Here is a 21466-nt window from a genome sequence, read left to right on the forward strand (position 1 = left end):
TTCGGTGTTCAGGATTCAGGGATTGGCTTCAGGGCCGGCGGTTCGGCAACCGCACCGCCACCGGCAATGCCAGCGCCATCAGCCCCACCCCGCAGAGCAATGTCGTACGGAACCCGTCCGTTGCCGTCAGCAGCAGAGCCGTCAGTGCCGTACCGACGGACGCGGCGATCTGCAGGATGATGCTCAACGCCGTGCTGCCTGCGGCGACTTCACTGTCCGCGAGGCCGCGCGTGGCCGAGGCCATGACCGGCATGTTGGTCATGCCGACACCCGTGCCCATGACGGCGAGCGAGGCGACCAGGCGCCAGTACGGAGTGTCGGCCCCGGCCTGGACGGCGAAGGAGCAGAAGCCCGCGGCGGCGACCAGGATCCCGGGCACGACGATGGCGCGGGGAGCGACGCGGTCCGAGATCCGACTGGAGAACTGCATCACCGTGCCGCTGAAAAGGAACTGAGGCGCCATCAGCAGCCCTGCCTCGGTGGCGGTCAGGTCGCGCCCCTGCTGCCAGTACAGCGGTACGAGGATCATGGAACCGAAGTAGGCGGCCGAGAACGGCACCATCGTCGCCACCGCCCGCCCGAACGACACCCTGCGCAGCAGCCGCAGGTCGAGCAGGGGATGGGCGGTCCGCAGCGCCCGTATAGCGAAGGCCGCCACCAGCGCTGTACCGGCGATGAGCGGGACCACGACGTCGGCGTCGGTGAAGCTGCCGCGCTCGCCGCCCAGAGTCAGGCCGTAGAGGAGGGCCGCGAGGCCGGGGGAGAGGGTGAGCAGGCCGGCCAGGTCCAGTGGGCGGTGGATCCGTTCGTCGTCGCCGCGCAGGACGCGCGCGCCCAGCAGCAGGGTCAGGGCGCCGACCGGGACGTTGACGAAGAAGATCCAGCGCCAGGAGAGCGCGTCGGTGAAGACGCCGCCGAGGATCGGACCCGCCATCGGACCGATGAGGACGGGGATGCCAAGGATGCCCATCATCGTGCCTTTGCGCTCCGGCGGCGCCGCTCGCAGGACCACGGTCATCGCGACCGGCACGATCATGCCGCCGCCGAGCCCCTGGAGCACCCGGAAAGCGATCAGCGAACCGGCGTTCCAGGCAAGGCCCGTGAGCGCCGAGCCGAGCGTGAAGAGCGCGACGGCGGTGAGGAAGACCCGCTTCGCGCCGTACCGGCCCACCGCCCACGCGGTGACCGGGATGACGGTGGCCAGCGCGAGCGAGTAGCCGGTCACCGTCCACTGGACCACGGAAAGCGGTGCGTCAAAGGCCCGCGACAGCTGGTCCAGGGCGACGTTGACGATGGTCATGTCGAGGACCGTCATGAACGAGCCGAGGACCACGACGCCCGCTACGGCCAGGACATGCCGAGGGATGGCGGGGACCGGCGTGCTCCCGGTCCCCTTCGGCAGCGTGGTGCTCATGCGGCCGCGTACGTCGAAGCGGCGCGGCCCGCGCGCAACGTCTGCCCCCACCAGGTCAGCTGGTCCAGCATGCCCTTGGCGGCGCCCTCGGGGAGTTCGGGCCGCAGCAGCGTGCCGTCGTCTGCGAAGTCCTCCCAGGCCATGTGGAAGCTGACCGTGTCCCGCATCGTCACGGCGTGCAACTCGGCGAAGACCAGCCGCAGGTGCTCGACCGCGCGCAGACCGCCGCCCATGCCGCCGTACGAGACGAAGCCGACGGGCTTGGTCTGCCACTGGGTGTAGTGCAGATCGATGGCGTTCTTCAAGGGTGCCGGGAAGCTGTGGTTGTACTCGGGCGTGATCACCACGAAGGCGTCGGCCGCCTCCAGGCGTGCCGTGACCAGTGCGGCCTCGGGGTGCGGCTCCGGGGAGACGACATCGGGCAGCGGGTGTTCGGCCAGGTCGACGGGGTCGATTTCGAGACCGTCGCGCTCGGCTGCGAACTTCAGGAACCAGTCGGCGACCACGGGCCCGAAGCGGCCCTCGCGGGTGGAGCCGGTCAGGACGGCGACACGGAGGGGGGCCTTGGACAGGGTCGGTGAAGTGAATGAGTTCGTCATGCCCAAGAAGGTACAACCATCATGGCAATAAGTGCAACGATCGTTGTATTCTTCCAGGTCCGGCTACGGTGACAGGCGACAGGAAGGGGCAGGACGCGTGCGACAGGGGCTCAGTGAGAAGCGGCAGGCGATCGTGCGGGGTGCTCGCCGGGTCTTCGGGCGCGACGGCTACACCCGCGCCGGAATCGACTCCATCGCCAAGGAGGCGGGGGTCTCCACCCGCACGATCTACAACCACTTCCCCGAGGGCAAGGCGCAGCTCTTCCGCGTCGTCGTCGTGGAGGGTTCCGAGGAGGTCGTACGGGCCCACGTCGACGCCATCGACCGGCGGTTGTACAAGATCACGGACCTGGAGGCGGACCTCGTCGACTTCGCGCACGCCTGGATGAGACCGATGTACCAGTTCGGCGACCACTTCGCGCTCGTACGGCAGCTGCGGGCCGAAATCGGCCATATTCCACAGGAGTTCGTGGACGCCTGGCGGGCGTCCGGGCCGGACCGCGCTCTCAAGGAGGTGGCCGCCCGGTTCCGGGAGCTGGCCGAGGAGGGACTCCTCGACGCTCCGGACCCGGAGCGGGCCGCGACCCACTTCCTCTGGCTGACCGGAGCCGAGATCAGCGATCGCACGTACCAGGGAGCGATCCCGATGCCTGAGGAGGAGCGGCACGAGCTGATCGTCTCGGGGGTGCGGGCCTTCCTGCACGGCTATCTGCCCCGACGGGAGCCCGCCGGAGAGGCGTGAGCCGCCTCGTCGTCCGGGGTCTGAGCCGAGGGAATGCCGGACTCCGAACTCCGGACCTTTTGCCTCTCGGCCCGTTCCGGTACTTCCGTCCGTCATCTGCCGTCACTACGGTCCCAGCCGGACTGTCAATGGGTCACTCGCGAACCATTGGTCTCGACTGGGAGGTCGGCCTTGTCATCCTCGTCATCGTCACCGGAGCTCACCCGCAGACGGCTCATGGCCCTCGGCGGCGGCGCGCTGGGCGCCGCAGCCATCGGCTCGTTCCTGCCGTCCTCCCTCCAGGAGGCGCTCGCCCAGGAACCCCCGAGCGGTGGTCTCGAAGCCGTCGAGCATGTGGTGATCCTGATGCAGGAGAACCGATCCTTCGACCACTACTTCGGCGCCCTGCGCGGAGTCCGCGGCTTCTCCGACCGCAACGCGATCCGCCTGCCTGAGGGGACGTCGGTCTTCGAGCAGCCGGATGCCTCGCGCACCGTGCTGCCGTTCTCGGTGCGCGAGGCCGCCGAGGCGCAGCAGAAGGACCTCCAGTACATCGGGGCGCTCGACCATTCCTGGACCGGTGGCGGGACGGCCTGGAACGACGGCTGGATGAACGGCTGGATCAAGGCCAAGACGCCCGCGACCATGGCGTACTACACCCGCGAGGACCTCCCGCTGCACTACGAGCTCGCCGACACCTTTACCGTCTGCGACGCCTACCACTCCTCGATCCACACCTCCACCAGCCCCAACCGCAACCACCTGTGGAGCGGCAGGACGGGTTACGAGGCGAACGGCGACCGGGCCGTCGACAACGACGCGTACGACGAGGGCACCCACCCGGGCTACGACTGGGGCACGTACCCCGAGCGCCTGGAGCAGGCGGGCGTGAGCTGGCAGACGTACACCGAGTGGGAGAACTTCACCGACAACCAGGTCGAGTTCTTCACCACCTTCAAGGCGATCGCCCGCAAGGTCCTGGCCAAGACCGAGTTCACGTATCTGGAGGCCTTCTACGCGAAGGTCCGGGACACCGCCGACGAGGCCGAGCGCGGGCGGCTGCTGGCCGTCCTGGAGGAGGGCGTCTCCGCGCTCGACACCCACGAGCGCTCGCTGTTCGAGCGCGGGCTGCGGCGCCTGCCCACCGGCAAGCTGGCCGAGGCATTCGCGAAGGACGTGGCGGACGGGAAGCTCGCCAAGGTCACCTACCTGGTGCCCTCGGCCGTCGACTCCGAGCACCCCTCCGTGTCCTCGCCCGTCCACAGCGCGACCATCGTCTACAAGGTGCTCGACGCGCTCGCCTCGAAACCCGAGGTCTGGCGGCGCACCGCCGTGTTCATCAACTACGACGAGAACGACGGCTTCTTCGATCACGTTCCCCCGCCCGTACCGGCCGCCGGGAACGAGGAGGAGTACTTCAAGGGCCTGCCCACCGGACTCGGGCCGCGCGTCCCGATGCTGGTCGTCTCGCCCTGGACCGTCGGCGGCTTCGTCTGCTCCGAGGTCTTCGACCACACCTCCGTGATCCGCTTCCTGGAGAAGCTGATCGGTGTGAGCGAGCCCAACATCGGCGCGTGGCGGCGCCAGGTCACCGGCGATCTCACCGGCGCCTTCGACTTCAGCCGCGGCCACCCGCAGCCGGAGGCCGAGCAGCCCGGCGCCATCCCGCCGTTCACCGGCCGCTGGAACCCCCAGCCGCCGGCGCGACAGTCGATGCCCCAGCAGGAGCCGGGCACCCGCCCGGCGCGCCCGCTGCCGTACCAGCCCGACGCGCACGCGCGCGTGGAGGACGAAAAGGTACGCGTACGGCTCGTCAACGCCGGCAGCTCCAGCGCGCACTTCGCGCTCTATCCGTACGCCGGCGAGTTCAAGAACCCGCAGCACCAGGACGTCGATCGGGATGGCGCCTGGGACGTGCCGGTGCGGGGGTCGTCGTACGACTTCACGGTGACCGGTCCGAACGGCTTCCGGCGCGAGTTCGTGGGAGACACACGCGCGCGTGCCGAACTCGCCTCCACCATCGACGCAGGCGCGCGTGCCCTGCGCCTCACACTCCGCAACACCGGAAGCAGGCCGCTGACCTTCACCGTCCGGCTCCTCGGCTACGCCGACGCCGCCGCCGGCGACCGAAGGTTCACCGTGCAGCCGGGCCGCTCGGTCGCCTTCGCGCACGCCACACGGGACGCCCACGGCTGGTACGACGTGGAGGTGACCGCCGCCGGGGGCGCCGCCTTCCGCAGGCGTCTGACGGGGCACATCGAGAACGGGCGCGCGAGCGTGTCCGGCTGAGACCGACTGCCTCCGGCTGAAACGCGCGAGCGTATCCGGCGGCGTTTTGCCGGGTGGGCCGGATTCCGGAAAATGCGAGGGGGTTCACATAAGCGTGCTGTGAACTCCCTCGCATTTCTGTGAGTAAGTCCACGAAAACGGCTAACGATCTCTACGGCCTGCAAGAGTTGTCCACGTATTGCTCATGTGTTCTTTGCTCGGCGGTTCCCGGTAAAGATCCACAATCCCCACCCCCACTGGGAGCTCGTTCGTGGCAGCACTCGCGCGCTGGTGTGTCAGGCACCGCCTTCTGGTCGTTCTGCTCTGGGTCCTCGCGCTCGGCGGTACGACCGTCGTCGCAGCGGTCGCCGGATCCGCGTACTCGAACGACTACAAGGTGCCAGGCACGGAATCCGGCCGCGCCGCCCAGCTGCTGCAGAAGAACTTCCCGGACCTCGGCGGGGACAGCGACACGATCGTCTGGCACACCGGCTCCGACACGGGTTTCGTACGGGCCGCCGATGTCGAGCAGACGATGTCGGTCACGCTCGACAAGGTCGAGGGCCTGCCCGGCGTGGCCTCGGTGACCGACCCGTACGACAGCCAGGGCGCCGGTCGGATCAGCGCCGACGGGCGTACCGCCTACGCCACGGTCACCTTCGACGAGCAGTCCAAGGACGTCGACCAAGCCGAGGTCCAAGCCGTCGTGGACACTGCCAAGGACGCGGAGACGGACGGCCTCCAGGTCGAGCTGGGCGGTAACGCCATCGGGCTCACCGAGTCGTCGGGCGGTCATGCCGCCGAGGTCGTCGGCGTGATCGTCGCCGCCGTGGTTCTCTTCCTCGCCTTCGGATCGCTCGCCGCCTCCATGCTGCCGATCGCCACGGCCCTGGTGAGCGTCGGCACGGCGTACGCCGGGATCGTGCTGCTCGGCCACTTCATGACCGTCGCCGATTTCGCGCCGATGCTCGGCATGCTGATCGGCCTCGGCGTCGGCATCGACTACGCGCTGTTCATCGTCACCAGACACCGACGCGGACTGAAGCGCGGGCTGCCGGTCGAGGAGGCCGCGCGGAACGCCGTGGCCACCACCGGACGCGCCGTCGTCTTCGCGGGCGCAACGGTGTGCATAGCCCTGCTCGGCATGCTCATCCTGCGGCTCAGCTTCCTCAACGGCGTCGCGATCGCCGCCTCTCTGACCGTGATCCTCACCGTCGCGGCCTCCGTGACCCTGCTGCCCTCGCTGCTCTCCTTCATCGGCATGCGCGCCCTCAGCCGCCGCGAGCGCCGCCACCTGGACGAGCACGGTCCCGCGCCGGAGATTCCCACCGGGCTCGCCGCCCGCTGGTCCGCCTTCGTCGAGCGGCACCCCAAGCTCCTCGGAGTTGTCGCCCTCGCCGTCATGACCGTGCTGGCGCTGCCCACGCTCGGCCTTCACCTCGGCACCTCGGACCAGGGCAACAACCCGGAGACCGCCACCACCCGCCAGGCGTACGACCTCCTGGCCGACGGCTTCGGCCCCGGCGTCAACGGCCCGCTGACCCTCGTCACCGAGGTCGAGACCGCCCAGGACCGGCTCGCTCTCGACAACCTCGACACCACGCTCCGGTCCACCGAGGGTGTCGCCTCGGTGACCCCGGTGACGTACGACAAGGGCGGCGACACCGCTTACCTCACCGTCATCCCGGAGTCCTCGCCGCAGTCCCAGAAGACCAGCGACCTCGTCGACCGGCTGCGCACCGACGTGCTGTCCCGGGCCGAGACGGACACCTCTCTGGACCTGCACGTCGGTGGTGTCACGGCCGGCTACGACGACTTCGCCGAGGTCATCATCGGCAAGCTGCCCCTGTTCGTGGGCGTCGTGATCGGGCTCGGCTGCCTCCTGCTGCTGCTCGCCTTCCGCTCCATCGGCATACCCCTGAAGGCCGCCGCGATGAATGTCGCGGCTGTCGCCGCCGCCTTCGGCGTCGTCGTCGCGATCTTCCAGTGGGGCTGGGGGAGTGAGCTGCTGGGCCTCGGCAGCGCGGGCCCGATCGAACCATTCCTACCCGTGATCATGGTGTCCGTGCTCTTCGGACTCTCCATGGACTACCAGGTCTTCCTGGTCAGCAGGATGTACGAGGAATGGCTGGAGACCGGCGACAACCGGCGGGCCGTCCGCGTCGGGCTCGCCGAAACCAGCCGGGTGATCAACTCCGCTGCCGTGATCATGATCTCGGTCTTCCTCGCCTTCGTGCTCAGCGGCGACCGCGTCATCGCGATGTTCGGGATCGCGCTCGCCGCCGCGGTCGCGCTCGACGCCTTCGTACTGCGTACGCTCCTGGTGCCCGCCCTGATGCACATGCTCGGCGGCGCCAACTGGTGGCTGCCCCGCTGGCTCGACCGCCGTCTGCCACGCATCAGCATCGAACCGCCCGACTCCAGCCCTGCCGACCCCTCCCATGCGACGATTCCGGCTGCGCGCGACGGCGCGCTGATGGACGTACTCGTGAAGGAGCGGCAGCAGGATGTACGCGATATCCCTGGGTGAGGACGGCGCCGAACTGCGACCCCTGGAGCCCTGGCACGCCGAGGAGTTCCTGGCGCACCTGGACCGGGGACGTGAGTTCATCGGACAGCACATCCCCTTCGGGGCGAACGCCACGGATGCCGACTCCGCGCGCGAACTCCTCCAGTCGTACGCCGACAAGCGCGCCGCCGACACCGGCAGCCTGCACGGGCTGTGGCTGGACGGGAAGCTCGTCGGCGGTGTGCTGTTCCTGCACTTCGACGCCGAGCGGGGCACCTGCGAGGTCGGGTGCTGGCTGGAGCCGGCCGGCGCGGGACGCGGGCTCGTCACCCGCGCCATGCGGACCCTCATCGACTGGGCCGTCGACGAGCGCGGCATCCACCGTGTGGAGTGGCAGGCGTCGACCGCCAACGAACCGAGCATCAATGTGGCGCGGCGGCTGGGCATGAGCCGCGACGGCGTGCTCCGGGAGAGCTACCCGTACCGGGGCGTGCGCCAGGACCTCGAAGTGTGGTCCGTGCTCGCGCCGGAGTGGCGTGACGCACGCGCGCGTGGAGCTCGCGACGATCATTAAGACGCTTCTCAGACAGCGTCCGTACGGTGCGGTGCATGGGATCCAAGACAGTTGACGAGGCCGGCACCGACACCGGCACCGAGGCAAAGCGCGACGAGGAGGACGTGCAGCTCACGAAGGACGGCGACACGGCCGCGGACCAGGCCGACGCCGAGGCGTACGAGGACGACGAGCAGTACCCGGACTCGGGTGACGGCTCCGATGCGAGCGTCGGCGGCTCCGGTGTGGGCCAGGGTGCCGCCGCCGTCGTGTCCGCCGGACTCGGCATCGTTTCGCTGACGGGCAGCTGGGTCGGCACCGTGGCACAGGCCCGCGACTCGCTGTACGGGCAGCTGGAGACGGCGCAGCAATCGAGCGTGGGCACCCAGCTCAAGGAGTTGTACGGCGACTCCTGGAACGCCAACGCGCTGGTCGCCGGATTCTTCGCGCTGGCCGCACTGATCGTCGGCGTCGTGGTGCTCGTGCGGCCCGCGTTCGGGAACCCCGACCGCGTACAGGCCCCGTGGACCAAGTCGGTCGCGTGGGCGGGCGTCTCGCTCGGCGTCATCGGTCTGCTGCTTGCCGCCCTCAAGTACTCCGACATCCTGCTCTCCGTGCCCGCCGGCGGCTGAACCACCTACTGGGAAGCAGTCTGGAAAACCGCACGTCCTGAGGGGCCTTAGGTCCGCCGCGAGCTTCTTACGGCAGACCTAAGGCCCCTCCCGTGCGCAAGATGCGGAACTCTCCCGATGTGACGCACCCCCCTTGGAGACGAAGGTTGAGGCATCGCACAAAGCGAAGCCCGAAACCGACTTCTTCACGAGGAGTACGAGATGTTCGCGAACGAGCTCCAGCAGATCCGTTCCGCCGAGATGATCCGCGAGGCCGACAACTACCGGCTGGCGCGCGAGGCCATCCGCGCCCGCCGTGCCGCCCGCCGCTCAGCGAAGGACGACACCGAAGGGCAGGTGAACCGCCGCCCGCACCCACGCCGCCACCGTTTCGCACGCGCGGCGTGATGCCGGCCGGGGAAGGCGCCAAGAGCGCCGGAATCGCCAGCAGTGCCGGGGGTCCGGGGGGACTCCCGGCACTGCGCCGTGCGGGGCGCCCGGGGACGGGCGGGACGCCGATAATCGCTGCCGCACTGTCAGACCCCTGTGCGATGCTCGGCGTTGTGGAGACCAGGTCCGTCAGTCCGGTCTTCGTCGGTCGCGCCGACGAGCTGGACGTGCTGAACAACGCGCTCGCCCGCGCTGCCGCGGGCGAGCCACAGGCGTTGCTGGTCGGCGGTGAGGCGGGCGTCGGAAAGACACGGCTCATCGAGGAGTTCGCCGGCGCGGCCGACCGTGTGGGCGCCGTCGTGGCGCTCGGCGGCTGTGTCGAGATCGGCGCCGACGGGCTGCCCTTCGCCCCGTTCTCCACCGCCCTGCGCGCCCTGCGCCGCCGGCTTCCCGCCGAGCTGTCCGCCGCGGCTGCCGGGCAGGAGGAGGAGCTGGCCCGGCTGCTGCCCGAGCTGGGCGACACCTCGCGTGGGCGGCACGACGAGGAGGGCATGGCCCGTCTCTTCGAGCTCACCGTCCGCCTCCTGGAGCGCGTCGCCGCCGAGCGCACGGTGGTCGTCCTCCTGGAGGACCTGCACTGGGCCGACGCCTCGACCCGCCACCTCCTCGCCTACCTCTTCCGTACGCTGCGCAGCGGCCGGCTCGTCGTCGTCGCCACCTATCGTGCCGACGACGTCCACCGCCGCCATCCGCTGCGCCCACTACTGGCCGAGCTGGACCGGCTGCGCACGGTCCGCCGTATCGAACTCGGTCGCTTCAGCCGCGCCGAAGTCGGCCGCCAGATCGCCGGAATCCTCGCCTCCGAGCCCGCCCCGACCCTCGTCGACGAGATCTTCGAGCGCTCCGACGGGAACGCGTTCTTCGTCGAGGAGCTCGCCGTGGCAGCGCACGAGGGCTGCCGCACCGGCCTCACCGACTCCCTCCGGGACCTGCTCCTGGTCCGGGTCGAGAGCCTGCCCGAGAGTTCCCAGCGGGTCGCCCGGATCGTCGCTGAGGGCGGCTCCACCGTCGAGTACGCGCTGCTCGCCGCCGTGGCGCAGCTCTCCGAGGACGATCTCATCGAGGCGCTGCGGGCCGCGGTGGGGGCGAACCTCCTGCTCGCGACACCGGACGGGGACGGCTACCGCTTCCGCCACTCCCTGGTGCGCGAGGCCGTGGCCGACGACCTCCTGCCCGGCGAGCGCTCCCGCCTCAACCGGCGGTACGCCGAGGCGCTGGAGGCCGACCCGACGCTCGTACCGGCCGATGAGCGCGCCGCGCGCCTGGCCAGCTACTGGTATCACGCGCACGACGCGGCCAAGGCCCTGCCGGCCGTTCTCGACGCCTCCGTGGCGGCCCGCCGCCGGCACGCCTACTCGGAGCAACTGCGGCTCCTGGAGCGGGCGATGGAGCTGTGGGACTCCGCCCCCGACGGCGTACGCGCCGAGCTGCGCCCGGTCGACTACACCGAGGCCTATCCTCCCTGCGGCTGCGCCCCGGCTCCTCCATGCGGCTGCGACCCGGCCGCCAAGCCGCTGACCTATCTCGACCTGATGGCCGAGGCGGCCGTCGCGGGCCGGTACTGCGGGGAGCGCGAGCGCGCTCTGAAGATCACAAAGCGGGCTCTGCATCTCCTGGAGGGCGACGACGAGCCCCTGCGCGCCGCCTGGTTCTGGGTCCAGCGTTCCCGACTGGTGCAGGCACTGGCCCGCGGCGACGGCTGGAAGGAACTCGCCACCGCCCAGGAGCTGGTACGAGGCCTGCCGCCCTCGGAGGTGCACGCCGAGGTCCTGGCGACGGTCGCCAACTGGTCCATGCTCCATACACCGGGACCCGACGCCCTGACGGATGCCGAGCGCGCCGTGGAGTACGCGCAGATGGTGGGCGCCCGCGACATCGAGCTGAACGCGCGCCTCACCCTGGGCGGTCTCATGGTCGAGGCGGGCGACATCGAGGTTGGACTCACCGAGGTGTACGCGGTCAGGGACCGGGTCGTCGAACTCGGCATTGCCGCCGTCGTGGGCCGCAGCCATGTGAACCTGCCGTCCCACCTGGAGGGCATCGGCCGCTCGCGGGAGGCCATCGAGATCCTCAGGGAGGGCATTGAACTCACCCGGAAAATGGGTCTGTTGGAGTCGGAGTCCTGGGTGTGGGAGAACCTCTCCCATTCGCTGTGCTCCCTGGGCCGCTGGGACGAAGCCGTCGAGGCCGCGACGAACGCGCAGCAAGTCCGCCCGAGCGCCAAGCCGCACGGCGGTGCCTGTCTGCTCCTCGCCGTCATCGCGCTTGCCCGGGGAGACGTGGCCGAGGCCTCCCGTCGGCTGACCGAGGCCCACGGCCACTACGGCACGCACGACGCCATGCCCCAGCGCACCCTGCCACTGGCCGGTGTTGCCCTCGGCGTCGCCGCCGCCGAAGGCCGCCTCCTCGACGCCCGCGCCGAGCTGGCACGGGTCCTGGACGCGGGATTCCGGCCCGGCACGCACCGCTACGCATGGCCCGTGCTGCTCGCCGCCGCGACCGCCGAGGCCGACGCGCGCGGGTTGCCGGCTGCCGAACCGGGCCGCGCCGAGGTGCTCGAACGCATCTTCGAGGCCGTCAAGAACCTCACCACGGGAGCTCCTGTCTGGCTCGCCCACGAGAAGTGGGTGCGCGCCGAGCTCCTGCGCGCCGAGGGCCGGGACACCCCGCAGCACTGGTCGGAGGCGGTCACTGAATTCGAACCCCTGGAGCGTCCCTACGAGTTGGCCTGTGTCCGCCACCGCCTAGCCGAGTCCCTGCTGGCCTCGGGCCCGGGCGACGACGATGCCCGCGACCGCGCCACCGAGCTCCTGCGCCTGGCCGGAGCCGCCGCCGGACACCTCCGCGCCCGCCCGCTCACCGAGTCCATCGCCCTGCTCGCCCAACGCGCCCGCCTCACCCTGAGGCGGACCGCTCGGGCCCCGGAGCGGCCCGCCCTCACCCCCGCCGACCCGGCCGAGGCGCTCGGCCTCACCAGCCGCGAGCGCGACGTCCTGCGCCTGGTCGCCGCCGGCCGCAGCAACCGCCGGATAGCCGAGGAACTCTTCATCTCCCCCAAGACGGCCAGCGTCCACGTCTCCAACATCCTCGCCAAGCTGAACGTCTCCGGCCGCGGCGAGGCAGCGGCACTGGCCCACCGGCTACGGCTGTTCCCGTCCGAGATACCCGCTGCTGAAGCGGCAGGGTGAGGCTTACGCTGTAGAGGACCCCGGGCCCAGGGAGGCGCCGTGTTCAACATGCTCGAGCAACTGTTCGCACCCGGCCGCAAGCACACCCAGGACGAGCGGAACCGTCTGGAGATGACCCGCGAGGACGCCGGGGACAGCGACCCGGGGCGTGGGCCGATAGACCTCACGTCCGGCAAGGTCGTCGTACGCCTGCCTGCCCAGACGCCCGCGGAACCGGACCCCGACGCGGACTGAAAACCCGTCCGGTGCCGCCCTACGTCACCTCCAGCTCAAGGATCTTGTCGTCCCCGTCGTCCGGGGACCCCCGGCCGTCCGTTTCGCTGGTGACCAGCCACAGCTTGTTCTCGCCCGCCGAGACCACCGTGCGCAGGCGGCCGTGTTCGCCCTCCAGGAAGGCCTGGGGGTCGGCTGCCCTCTCCGTGCCGTTCAGGGGGATGCGCCACAGGCGCTGGCCGCGCAGGCCCGCCATCCAGATGGAGCCCTCCGCGTAGGCGATGCCACTGGGGGAGGCCTCGGCCACGTCCCACTGGGCGATCGGGTCGTGGTACTGGGAGTCGCCGGACTCGCCCTCGGCGTCCGGCCAGCCGTAGTTGTCGCCCGGCTCGATGTGGTTCAGCTCGTCCCAGGTGTTCTGGCCGAACTCGGAGGCCCACAGGCGCCGTTCGGAGTCCCAGGCCAGACCCTGCACATTGCGGTGACCATAGGAGTACACGGGGGAGTCGAAGGGGTTGCCCGGCGCGGGCTCGCCGTCCGGGGTCAGGCGCAGGATCTTGCCGCCCGTGGAGTTCTTGTCCTGGGCCAGCTCGGCTTCGTACCGCTCGCCCGTGCCGGCGTAGAGCATCTTGTCGGGGCCGAAGGCGATCCGCCCGCCGTTGTGATTCGTGCCCTTCGGGATGCCCCTGAACACCGTGTCCGGTGCGCCCAGCTGCTCACCGGCCGGCTTCTTCTCGTCGTACAGCATGCGCACGATGCGGTTGTCCGACGCCGAGGTGAAGTATGCGTAGACCATGCGGTCCGAGGCGTACTCCGGTGAGAGCGCGAGGCCCATCAGGCCGCCCTCGCCGGCGGCAGCGACGCCCGGTACCGAGCCCACCTCGGTCTTCTCGCCGCTCTCCGTGTCGACCCGGGTGATCGTCCCCTCGTCCCGCGAGGACACCAGCAGGTCGCCTTCGGGCAGTGGCGCGAGGCCCCACGGTGTGTTCAGACCCTCGGCGACGGTCCGCACGACCTTCACGGAGCCCTTCGCGGATGGCGCCCCCTCGGTCGCCTGCCCGCCGGGGGAGGACCCCGATTCCGTACGACTCGGGGAGGCGTTCGCCCCGCTGTCCGACCCCTCCCTGTCGCCGGAAGAACAGCCGGCCGTCAGCAGGAGGGCGGCAGTGGCCAACACGGCCGTCACAGCTCGACGTTGCACGATCTGGATCCCTTCGACGCGGCAGGTTCTACTGTTCATACACCGCAACCGCCTCACAGGTTCCCGATCTCCGGACGCGAAGTGCGACGAGATCCGGACGCGCATTACGGCGAGACCTTTACGCAGTCCCCCAACCACTCTCGCTCATCACACTGTGAGCCGTCGTGCTGCGAACCCGTCGCGCTTGTGAACCCGTCGTGCCCTCTCGTGCGTCCCGCTCAGTCCCACGACCCCTGGGCCGCAGGCAGCTCCGCCACCTCCGCCAGATCCCGCGCCGACAGGCGCAGCCCGGCCGCCCCCGCGTTCTCGGCCGCCCAGCGCTCCCGCTTGGCCCCCGGCACCGGCACCACGTGCCGCCCCTGCGCGAGCACCCATGCGAGTGCCACCTGCGCAGGAGTGACCTCCTCACCGATCTCCTCCCCGTGCCGCCGCGCGATACGGCGCAGACCGGCCACGATCGGCTGGTTCGCGGCCATCATCTCGGCCGTGAAGCGGGGATGCCGGGCGCGTACGTCATCGGGTTCGAAGCCCCCGCCGGGCGTGAGCGTGCCGGTCAGAAAGCCGTTGCCGAGGGGCATCGCGGCCAGGAAACCGATGCCGCGCGCCTCGCACCACGGCAGCAGCCCGTCCAGTGCCTCCGGCGACCACACCGACAGCTCGGCCTCCACCGCGCTCACGGGGAAGACCTGCTGCACCCGCTCCAGCTGCCGGATCGTTCCGTCGTGCAGGTGTGCCCCCAAGCGGCGGCTTGAGCGGGCGCCCACCGCGCACAGCCCGAGCGCCCGTACCTTTCCCGCCGTCACGAGCTCCGCCATCGCGCCCCAGGTCTCTTCGACCGGCACCTCGGGGTCGGCGCGATGCAGCTGGTAGAGGTCGATGACGTCCGTCTGCAGCCGCCGCAGCGAGGCGTCGCAGGCCCGTTTCACATACCCGGGACGACCGTTGGCGACGATGTGCTGCTCACCGACCAGCAACCCGCACTTGGTGGAGACGAACGCCTCCGGTCGCCGCTCCTTGAGCACCCGGCCCACCAGCAGCTCATTGGTGAACGGCCCGTACATGTCGGCGGTGTCCAGGAGACTCGAGCCCTGGTCGAGGGCCGTGTGGAGGGTCCGCAGCGACTCATCGCCCCGCTGTCGCGAAGCCGAGTACGCCCAGCTCATCGGCATGCACCCGAGCCCGACAGCCCCCACATCGAGCGCCGCAGCCCCGATCGTCCTGCGCTCCACCTGGCTGTGCCCTCCCTTTCGCGACCCCCAAACTAACCTCTGGGTCTGACAATGCTTCGCCTAGCCTCCTGAGCATGACTTCCGAAGTGTGGCTTCCTTTCGACCCAGCCGAGATCGATGGCCTCCCCGAAGGCCTCGACTACCGTTTCTGGGACGGTGAGCAGGACTTTCCCGCCGATCCCGCGAACTGCGCGCTCTATGTCGTGCCCTACATGAAGAGCAGCGAGGTCTCGGTACGGCCGATGGCCGAAATGAGGTCCGTACGGGTCGTGCAGACGATGTCGGCCGGCATCGACCACGTCCAGCCGGGTCTCGGACTGCTCCCCGAGGGCGTGCAGTTGTGCAATGCGCGCGGGGTGCACGACGCCAGTACGGCCGAGCTCACGCTGACGCTGATCCTCTCCTCGCTGCGGGGGATCCCCGACTTCGTACGCGGGCAGGAGCGCGAGGAGTGGCGATCGGGGTTCCGGCCTGCGCTCGCCGACAAGTCCGTTCTGATCGTCGGCTACGGCTCGGTCGGCGCCGCGATCGAGAACCGGCTCGCGCCCTTCGAGGTCGCGCGGGTGGCGCGCGTCGCGCGCTCCGCCCGTGAGACGGAGCGCGGCCCTGTGCACCCGATCACCGCATTGCCCGAACTCCTCCCGGACGCCGATGTCGTGGTGCTCATCACACCGCTCACCGAGCAGACCAAGGGCCTGGCGGGCGCCGACTTCCTGGCGCGGATGAAGGACGGCGCACTGCTGGTGAACGTCGCCCGCGGCGGTGTCGTCGACACGAAGGCGCTGCTCGCCGAGCTGGAAAGTGGCCGGATCCGAGCGGCTCTCGACGTCACCGACCCCGAACCGCTGCCCAAGGGGCACCCGTTGTGGCATGCGCCGGGAGTCCTGATCAGTCCGCATGTGGGGGGCCCGACATCCGCGTTCTATCCGCGTGCCAAGCGGCTCCTGGTGGACCAGTTCCATCGTTTTGTGAACCGGGAGCCGATGCGGAACGTGGTCCTTACGACGGGCGCGTAGCCTCTGCGACCACCCTGCGCAGTCCCCTGACTGCGTTCGGTTCACGTATCACCGCTGGTCGTCACGCAGAGTAGAGGGACTATGTCCCTGAGTGACGAGACTGGTGTATCGTCCGGACAGGGGATGCGGCGCGCACCCAACGGCGCCGGGGACGAGACAGTGGATTGTGAGGGGGGCGACGGCGATGTACGGCCTATGGACCAACGATCCGACGCGGCGGGGCCGCCGCCGACGAACCTCGCACGCACCACACAGAAGCGGCCACGGCCACCCTCACCACCGCATGCCCAGCAGCCGCAGGCGGCACGCACCCCTACCCTCGAACCGGCCTCGCTCGGCTCGGGCGGGGGGACCCCCTTCGGCAAGCCGGGACCAGAGGGACTCGGGGGCGGCGCGGACCGGAGGGACGCAGTGAGCTCCCAGGGGGCGCTGCTGGCCCGCCGCCCGCTCACCGACGGCGGCACGAGCCTGGCCCCGCAAGTGGTGCTGGCCCTGGTGTGCGCGGGATACACCATCGGCTGCGCCTTCAGCTGGGGCTCGCAGACGCTCGCGTTGATCATGGGTGACTTCGGGCTGAGCGCGGCAGCGGCCACCGCGGCCGTCTCCTGCTTCCTCGGCGCCCGGCCCGGCCGCAGCCGCTTTCGACCCGCCTGGCTGTTGTTCGCCCTCTCCTCCGCGATGACAGCGGCGGGCAACTTCGTCTGGGGTTGGTACGAGGTCGTCCTGTCCCGCCCGATACCCAGCCCCAGCTACGCCGACCTGTTCTTCCTGTGCTTCGCACCACCGGCCATCGTGGGACTGCTGGTCTTCGCCAAACGGCCCGTGACCAAGTCCGGCTGGATCTGCCTCGCCCTGGACGCCTGGCTGATAGGCGGCTCGCTGCTCACCCTCTCCTGGAGTCTCGCGCTCGCCCAGGCGGCCAAGGCCGGGGGGCCGAGTGTCGCGCACACCGCGCTGTCGCTGGCGTACCCCCTGCTGGACATCGCCCTGATCAGCATGGTCCTGGCGCTGCACTTCAGGCGATCGCCCGTCCACAGGTCCGCGGTGAACACCGCCATAGGGGCCCTCGCCCTGACGGTGATGTGCGACGCGCTGTTCACCTCACCATTGCTGCACAACGACTACCGCTCGGGCCAGTTGCTCGACGCCGGCTGGTTCGCCGGTTCGCTGCTGCTCGCCTACGCCCCGTGGGTGGGGCACCGACAAGGACAGACGGAAACGGAAGAAGAGGGGCACACGCGCGTGGTGTTCGGCTACGTGCCACGGCCCCGACCGGGACAAGCGGCACCCCTGTCGGCACAACCGGCCCAGGTGCCCCTCCAGGGAGGAGGTCCCAGTCGGCATCCGGCAGGCCGGCCCATCGCCGGTTCGCTCGCGGCACTCACGCCCTATCTGGCCGCGGCCGTCTGCACGTTGGGCATTCTCTACAACGTGCTCAACGGCAGAAGCGTCGACCGCGTGGTGCTCATCACCGGCGGCACGGTCGTACTCGCCCTTGTCGTGCGCCAGGGCATCATGCTGCTCGACAACATCACCCTCACCCAGGAACTGGCCCAGAAGGAGAACCACTTCCGCTCCCTGGTGCAGGGCTCCAGCGACGTCATCATGATCGCCACGGCGAACGGCATCCTCCATTACGTCAGCCCGGCCGCCGCCGGAGTCTACGGACGGCCCGCGGAGGAACTCGAAGGGACCGAACTCGCCTCCTTCATCCACCCAGAGGACCTGGGCTGCGTGGTGCACGAGGTGCGCCGCTTCCTCGCTGCCAGCCCACTTGAGGAACCCACTACGCGCATCGAATGCCGCTTCCGGTCCGGCGACGGCGGCTGGCTCAACGTCGAGTCGACCGTCAACCGGCACCGCGGCGGCCTCATCTTCAACAGCCGTGACGTGACAGAACGGGTGCGCCTCCAGGCCCAGTTGCAGCACAACGCCGAGCACGACCCGCTCACCGACCTGCCCAACCGCGCCCTGTTCACCCGGCGCGTCCAGCAGGCGCTCTCCGGCCGCCGCTCCTCCGACCGCGGTACCGCCGTGCTCTTCATCGACCTCGACGGATTCAAAGCCGTCAACGACACGATCGGGCACCAGGCCGGCGACGAGCTGCTCGTCCAGGCCGCGCGCAGACTCCAGGACGCCGTACGGCAGGGGGACACCGCGGCCCGGCTCGGCGGTGACGAGTTCGCGGCCCTCATCGTCGGCGACGGCACCCGCGACCGCACCGCGCGCGAGCGCCACATTTTCGAGCTCGCCGACCGGCTCCGCGTCACTCTCTCGCAGCCGTACTCCATCGACGGCAACGATGTCCGGGTGGCCGCCTCCATCGGCGTCGCCTTCGCCGAACCAGGCCTGGGTGCGGGCGAGTTGCTGCGTAACGCCGACCTGGCGATGTACCGCGCCAAGGCCGCGGGCAAGGGCCGCGTCGAGCTGTACGCGCCACAGATGCAGCAGGACGTCGTACGGAAGGCGGAGCTCGCGACCCGGTTGCGGGCCGCTCTGCACGACGGCGAGTTCGCGCTGCTGCACCAGCCCGTGGTCTGTCTCGACACCGGCCGGATCGAGACGGTCGTCGCGCAGGCGCGCTGGCGCTCGGCGCAGGGCGCGCTGCTCACGCCCGCCGACTTCCTGCGCGTCTCCGAGGACAGCGACCGCACCGCCGAGCTCGGCCGCTGGATGCTGGAGGAGGCCATCGAGCAGGCCGCCGAGCGCGGTGCCACCGGGCTCGCCGTGCCCGTCGCCGTCCGGATGGGCGCCCGCCGGCTCCTCGACCGTTCGATGCCCCTGAGTTCCATCGAGGCCCTGTTGACCCGGCACGGCGTGGCCTCCGGTGCCTTGGTCATCGAACTGGCCGAAACGGATCCCCAGGTCTCCCTGGACGAGTTGGAGCGTCGTCTGAGCGCGCTCAGGCGTCTTGGCGTCCGGATCGCCCTGGACGGCTTCGGCAGCGGCTACGCGACGATCACCGCGCTACGGCGCCTCCCCGTCGACGTACTGAAGCTCGACCGCTCTCTGGTCGAGGGCGTCGTCGAGTCGGCCCGGCTGCACAAGATCACCAGTGGGTTGCTCCGTATCGCCGCTGATCTCGGGCTGCAGTCGGTGGCCGATGGTGTGGACCGGCCCGAGCAGGTCGCCGCCCTGCGCGACATGGGCTGCACCCACGGCCAGGGCATGGCCTTCTCCGAACCGCTCGACGAGGTCCGGCTGCGCCGCGCGCTGGCCTCCGGCCGCTACCCCCTGCCCGGCCGCCCGGCCGAGCCGGTCCTCGTCAGCGGCTCGGTGGCCGGTGTTTACGCAGGTGGAGGCTCCGGTGCGTATGCGGTGGGCGGCTCTTCGGGGGTGTACGCCACAGGGACGGCTCTACGCTCACATAATGAGACTCCCGTCCCACCCACTTGACAGGCACAGTGTGCCGGGGAGAGGGTCTGTGCCATGCGCACCCGAATTCTCGTACTTGGAAAGCGCGTCGGCTGAGCTGGGAACGACCGGATCGATGAGCCGGAACTCCCAGCGACCGCACCCGACGCGCTCCCCTCGCTTGCCTCACGGCACGAGGGGTTTTTTGTTGCACCAGCACCAGTCGAACTTTGCACAAACCTCGCAAAAACCCTCAGCATCGAGAAGAGAATGCCGATGACCGAGCAGGCCACCGGGGCCCATCACCCGCAGCCGCGGCCCCGTTCCGGAGGACAGCAGTCCGCCCCCGAGCAGGTGACGGGAGCGCAGTCCCTCATCCGTTCTCTTGAGGAGGTCGGGGCCGAGACGGTATTCGGCATTCCCGGCGGCACCATCCTTCCGGCGTACGACCCGATGATGGATTCCAAGCTGGTGCGTCACGTGCTGGTCCGCCACGAGCAGGGCGCTGGCCACGCGGCCACCGGTTACGCGCAGGCCACCGGCAAGGTCGGGGTGTGCATGGCGACGTCCGGGCCGGGCGCCACCAACCTGGTCACTCCGATCGCGGACGCGCACATGGACTCCGTGCCGCTGGTCGCGATCACCGGGCAGGTCGTGTCCAAGGCGATCGGTACGGACGCCTTCCAAGAGGCGGACATCGTCGGCATCACCATGCCGATCACCAAGCACAGCTTCCTTGTCACCAAGGCGGAGGACATCCCCCAGGCGATCGCGCAGGCGTTCCACATCGCCTCCACCGGCCGCCCAGGGCCGGTCCTGGTCGACATCCCCAAGGACATCCTCCAGGCGAAGACCACCTTCACCTGGCCGCCGACCATGGACCTGCCCGGCTACCGCCCGGTGACCAAGCCGCACGCCAAGCAGATCCGCGAGGCCGCCAAGCTGATCACCGCCGCCAAGCGGCCCGTCCTGTACGTCGGCGGCGGTGTCGTCAAGGCCGGCGCGACCGCCGAGCTGAAGGTCCTCGCAGAACTCACCGAAGCGCCCGTCACCACCACCCTGATGGCGCTCGGCGCATTCCCCGACAGCCACCCGCTGCACGTGGGAATGCCGGGCATGCACGGTTCGGTCACCGCCGTCACCGCGCTGCAGAAGGCCGACCTGATCGTCGCCCTCGGAGCCCGCTTCGACGACCGCGTCACCGGCAAGCTGGACAGCTTCGCCCCGTACGCCAAGATCGTCCACGCCGACATCGACCCGGCCGAGATCGGCAAGAACCGCGCCGCCGACGTGCCGATCGTCGGTGATGCCCGCGAGGTCATCGCCGACCTGGTCCAGGCCGTGCAGAAGGAGCACAGCGAGGGCAACACCGGCGACTACAGCGCCTGGTGGAAGGACCTGAGCCGCTGGCGCGACAATTACCCGCTCGGCTACGACCAGCCCGAAGACGGCTCGCTCTCGCCGCAGCAGGTCATCGAGCGCATCGGGCAGCTCGCCCCGGACGGCACGATCTTCGCGGCGGGCGTCGGCCAGCACCAGATGTGGGCCGCGCACTTCATCCAGTACGAGAAGCCCGCGACCTGGCTCAACTCCGGCGGCGCCGGAACCATGGGCTACGCGGTCCCGGCCGCCATGGGAGCCAAGGCGGGGCAGCCGGACCGTACGGTCTGGGCGGTCGACGGCGACGGCTGCTTCCAGATGACCAACCAGGAACTCACCACCTGCGCCCTGAACAACATCCCGATCAAGGTGGCCATCATCAACAACGGCGCCCTCGGGATGGTCCGCCAGTGGCAGACCCTCTTCTACAACCAGCGCTACTCCAACACCGTGCTGCACAGCGGCCCGGAGGCGGACGGCAGGCAGCCGAGCGCCGGCACCCGGGTCCCCGACTTCGTGAAGCTGTCGGAGGCCATGGGCTGCCACGCCATCCGCTGCGAGTCCCCGGACGACCTGGACAAGGTCATCGAAGAGGCGAACTCCATCAACGACCGCCCCGTCGTCGTCGACTTCATCGTCCACGAGGACGCGATGGTCTGGCCGATGGTCGCCGCCGGCACCTCGAACGACACGATCATGGCCGCCCGGGACGTCCGCCCCGACTTCGGCGACAACGAAGACGACTGAGCGAGAGAGACCA

General features: G+C 70.0%; 15 protein-coding genes. 11 read left to right on the top strand and 4 right to left on the bottom strand.

The features are described 5' to 3' along the window. Nucleotides 1-28: 28 nt before the first annotated feature. A complete protein-coding gene (locus tag ACFYO0_RS32415; RefSeq protein ID WP_388683250.1) occupies nt 29-1414 on the bottom strand; it encodes a DHA2 family efflux MFS transporter permease subunit in 1386 nt (461 codons plus the stop codon). Further along, a complete protein-coding gene (locus ACFYO0_RS32420; protein ID WP_388683251.1) occupies nt 1411-2013 on the bottom strand; it encodes an NADPH-dependent FMN reductase in 603 nt (200 codons plus the stop codon). Before ACFYO0_RS32420 ends, ACFYO0_RS32415 begins: the two co-directional genes overlap by 4 nt. Nucleotides 2014-2110: 97 nt before the next feature. Here ACFYO0_RS32420 and ACFYO0_RS32425 point away from each other — a divergent pair, with 97 nt between their 5' ends. The 8 genes from ACFYO0_RS32425 (at nt 2111) to ACFYO0_RS32460 (ending at nt 12547) form a co-directional block, all read left to right on the top strand. Beyond that, nucleotides 2111-2755, top strand: coding sequence for a TetR/AcrR family transcriptional regulator (locus tag ACFYO0_RS32425; RefSeq protein ID WP_388683253.1), 645 nt, complete (start codon nt 2111-2113; stop codon nt 2753-2755). Between the two features lie 216 nt (nt 2756-2971). Beyond that, a complete protein-coding gene (locus ACFYO0_RS32430) occupies nt 2972-5023 on the top strand; it encodes a phosphocholine-specific phospholipase C (RefSeq protein ID WP_388683574.1) in 2052 nt (683 codons plus the stop codon). 250 nt (nt 5024-5273) lie between these two features. After that, a complete protein-coding gene (locus ACFYO0_RS32435; RefSeq protein WP_388683255.1) occupies nt 5274-7532 on the top strand; it encodes an MMPL family transporter in 2259 nt (752 codons plus the stop codon). Further along, the gene (locus ACFYO0_RS32440; RefSeq protein WP_388683257.1) at nt 7510-8085 is read left to right on the top strand and encodes a GNAT family N-acetyltransferase; all 576 of its coding nucleotides are present in this window, start codon (nt 7510-7512) and stop codon (nt 8083-8085) included. The genes ACFYO0_RS32435 and ACFYO0_RS32440 overlap by 23 nt, the downstream gene beginning before the upstream one ends. Before the next feature lie 35 nt (nt 8086-8120). Further along, complete coding sequence (locus ACFYO0_RS32445) at nt 8121-8696, top strand: hypothetical protein (protein ID WP_388683261.1); 576 nt, start codon at nt 8121-8123, stop codon at nt 8694-8696. 201 nt (nt 8697-8897) lie between these two features. Next, a complete protein-coding gene (locus tag ACFYO0_RS32450) occupies nt 8898-9083 on the top strand; it encodes a hypothetical protein (RefSeq protein WP_388683262.1) in 186 nt (61 codons plus the stop codon). Nucleotides 9084-9226: 143 nt separating this feature from the next. After that, nucleotides 9227-12313, top strand: coding sequence for an AAA family ATPase (locus tag ACFYO0_RS32455; protein WP_388683264.1), 3087 nt, complete (start codon nt 9227-9229; stop codon nt 12311-12313). Between the two features lie 39 nt (nt 12314-12352). Continuing rightward, nucleotides 12353-12547 (top strand): DUF6191 domain-containing protein, encoded by a 195-nt coding sequence (locus ACFYO0_RS32460; protein ID WP_388683266.1) that lies wholly within the window; start codon nt 12353-12355, stop codon nt 12545-12547. Nucleotides 12548-12566: 19 nt separating this feature from the next. Here ACFYO0_RS32460 and ACFYO0_RS32465 read toward each other — a convergent pair whose 3' ends face one another. Further along, complete coding sequence (locus ACFYO0_RS32465; RefSeq protein ID WP_388683269.1) at nt 12567-13766, bottom strand: PQQ-dependent sugar dehydrogenase; 1200 nt, start codon at nt 13764-13766, stop codon at nt 12567-12569. 179 nt (nt 13767-13945) lie between these two features. Then, the gene (locus tag ACFYO0_RS32470; protein ID WP_388683271.1) at nt 13946-14956 is read right to left on the bottom strand and encodes an aldo/keto reductase; all 1011 of its coding nucleotides are present in this window, start codon (nt 14954-14956) and stop codon (nt 13946-13948) included. A 74-nt stretch (nt 14957-15030) separates the two neighbouring features. Between ACFYO0_RS32470 and ACFYO0_RS32475 the strand changes: the two genes are divergently transcribed. The 3 genes from ACFYO0_RS32475 (at nt 15031) to ACFYO0_RS32485 (ending at nt 21453) form a co-directional block, all read left to right on the top strand. Further along, nucleotides 15031-15972, top strand: a complete 942-nt coding sequence (locus ACFYO0_RS32475) for a 2-hydroxyacid dehydrogenase (protein ID WP_388683273.1) — start codon at nt 15031-15033, stop codon at nt 15970-15972. Between the two features lie 411 nt (nt 15973-16383). Beyond that, complete coding sequence (locus ACFYO0_RS32480) at nt 16384-19368, top strand: putative bifunctional diguanylate cyclase/phosphodiesterase (protein WP_388683275.1); 2985 nt, start codon at nt 16384-16386, stop codon at nt 19366-19368. Nucleotides 19369-19596: 228 nt separating this feature from the next. After that, complete coding sequence (locus ACFYO0_RS32485) at nt 19597-21453, top strand: acetolactate synthase large subunit (RefSeq protein ID WP_388683279.1); 1857 nt, start codon at nt 19597-19599, stop codon at nt 21451-21453. The last annotated feature ends 13 nt before the right edge of the window (nt 21454-21466 follow it).

Source organism: Streptomyces sp. NPDC006365, assembly GCF_042870755.1.
GTDB lineage: Bacteria > Actinomycetota > Actinomycetes > Streptomycetales > Streptomycetaceae > Streptomyces > Streptomyces xiangluensis.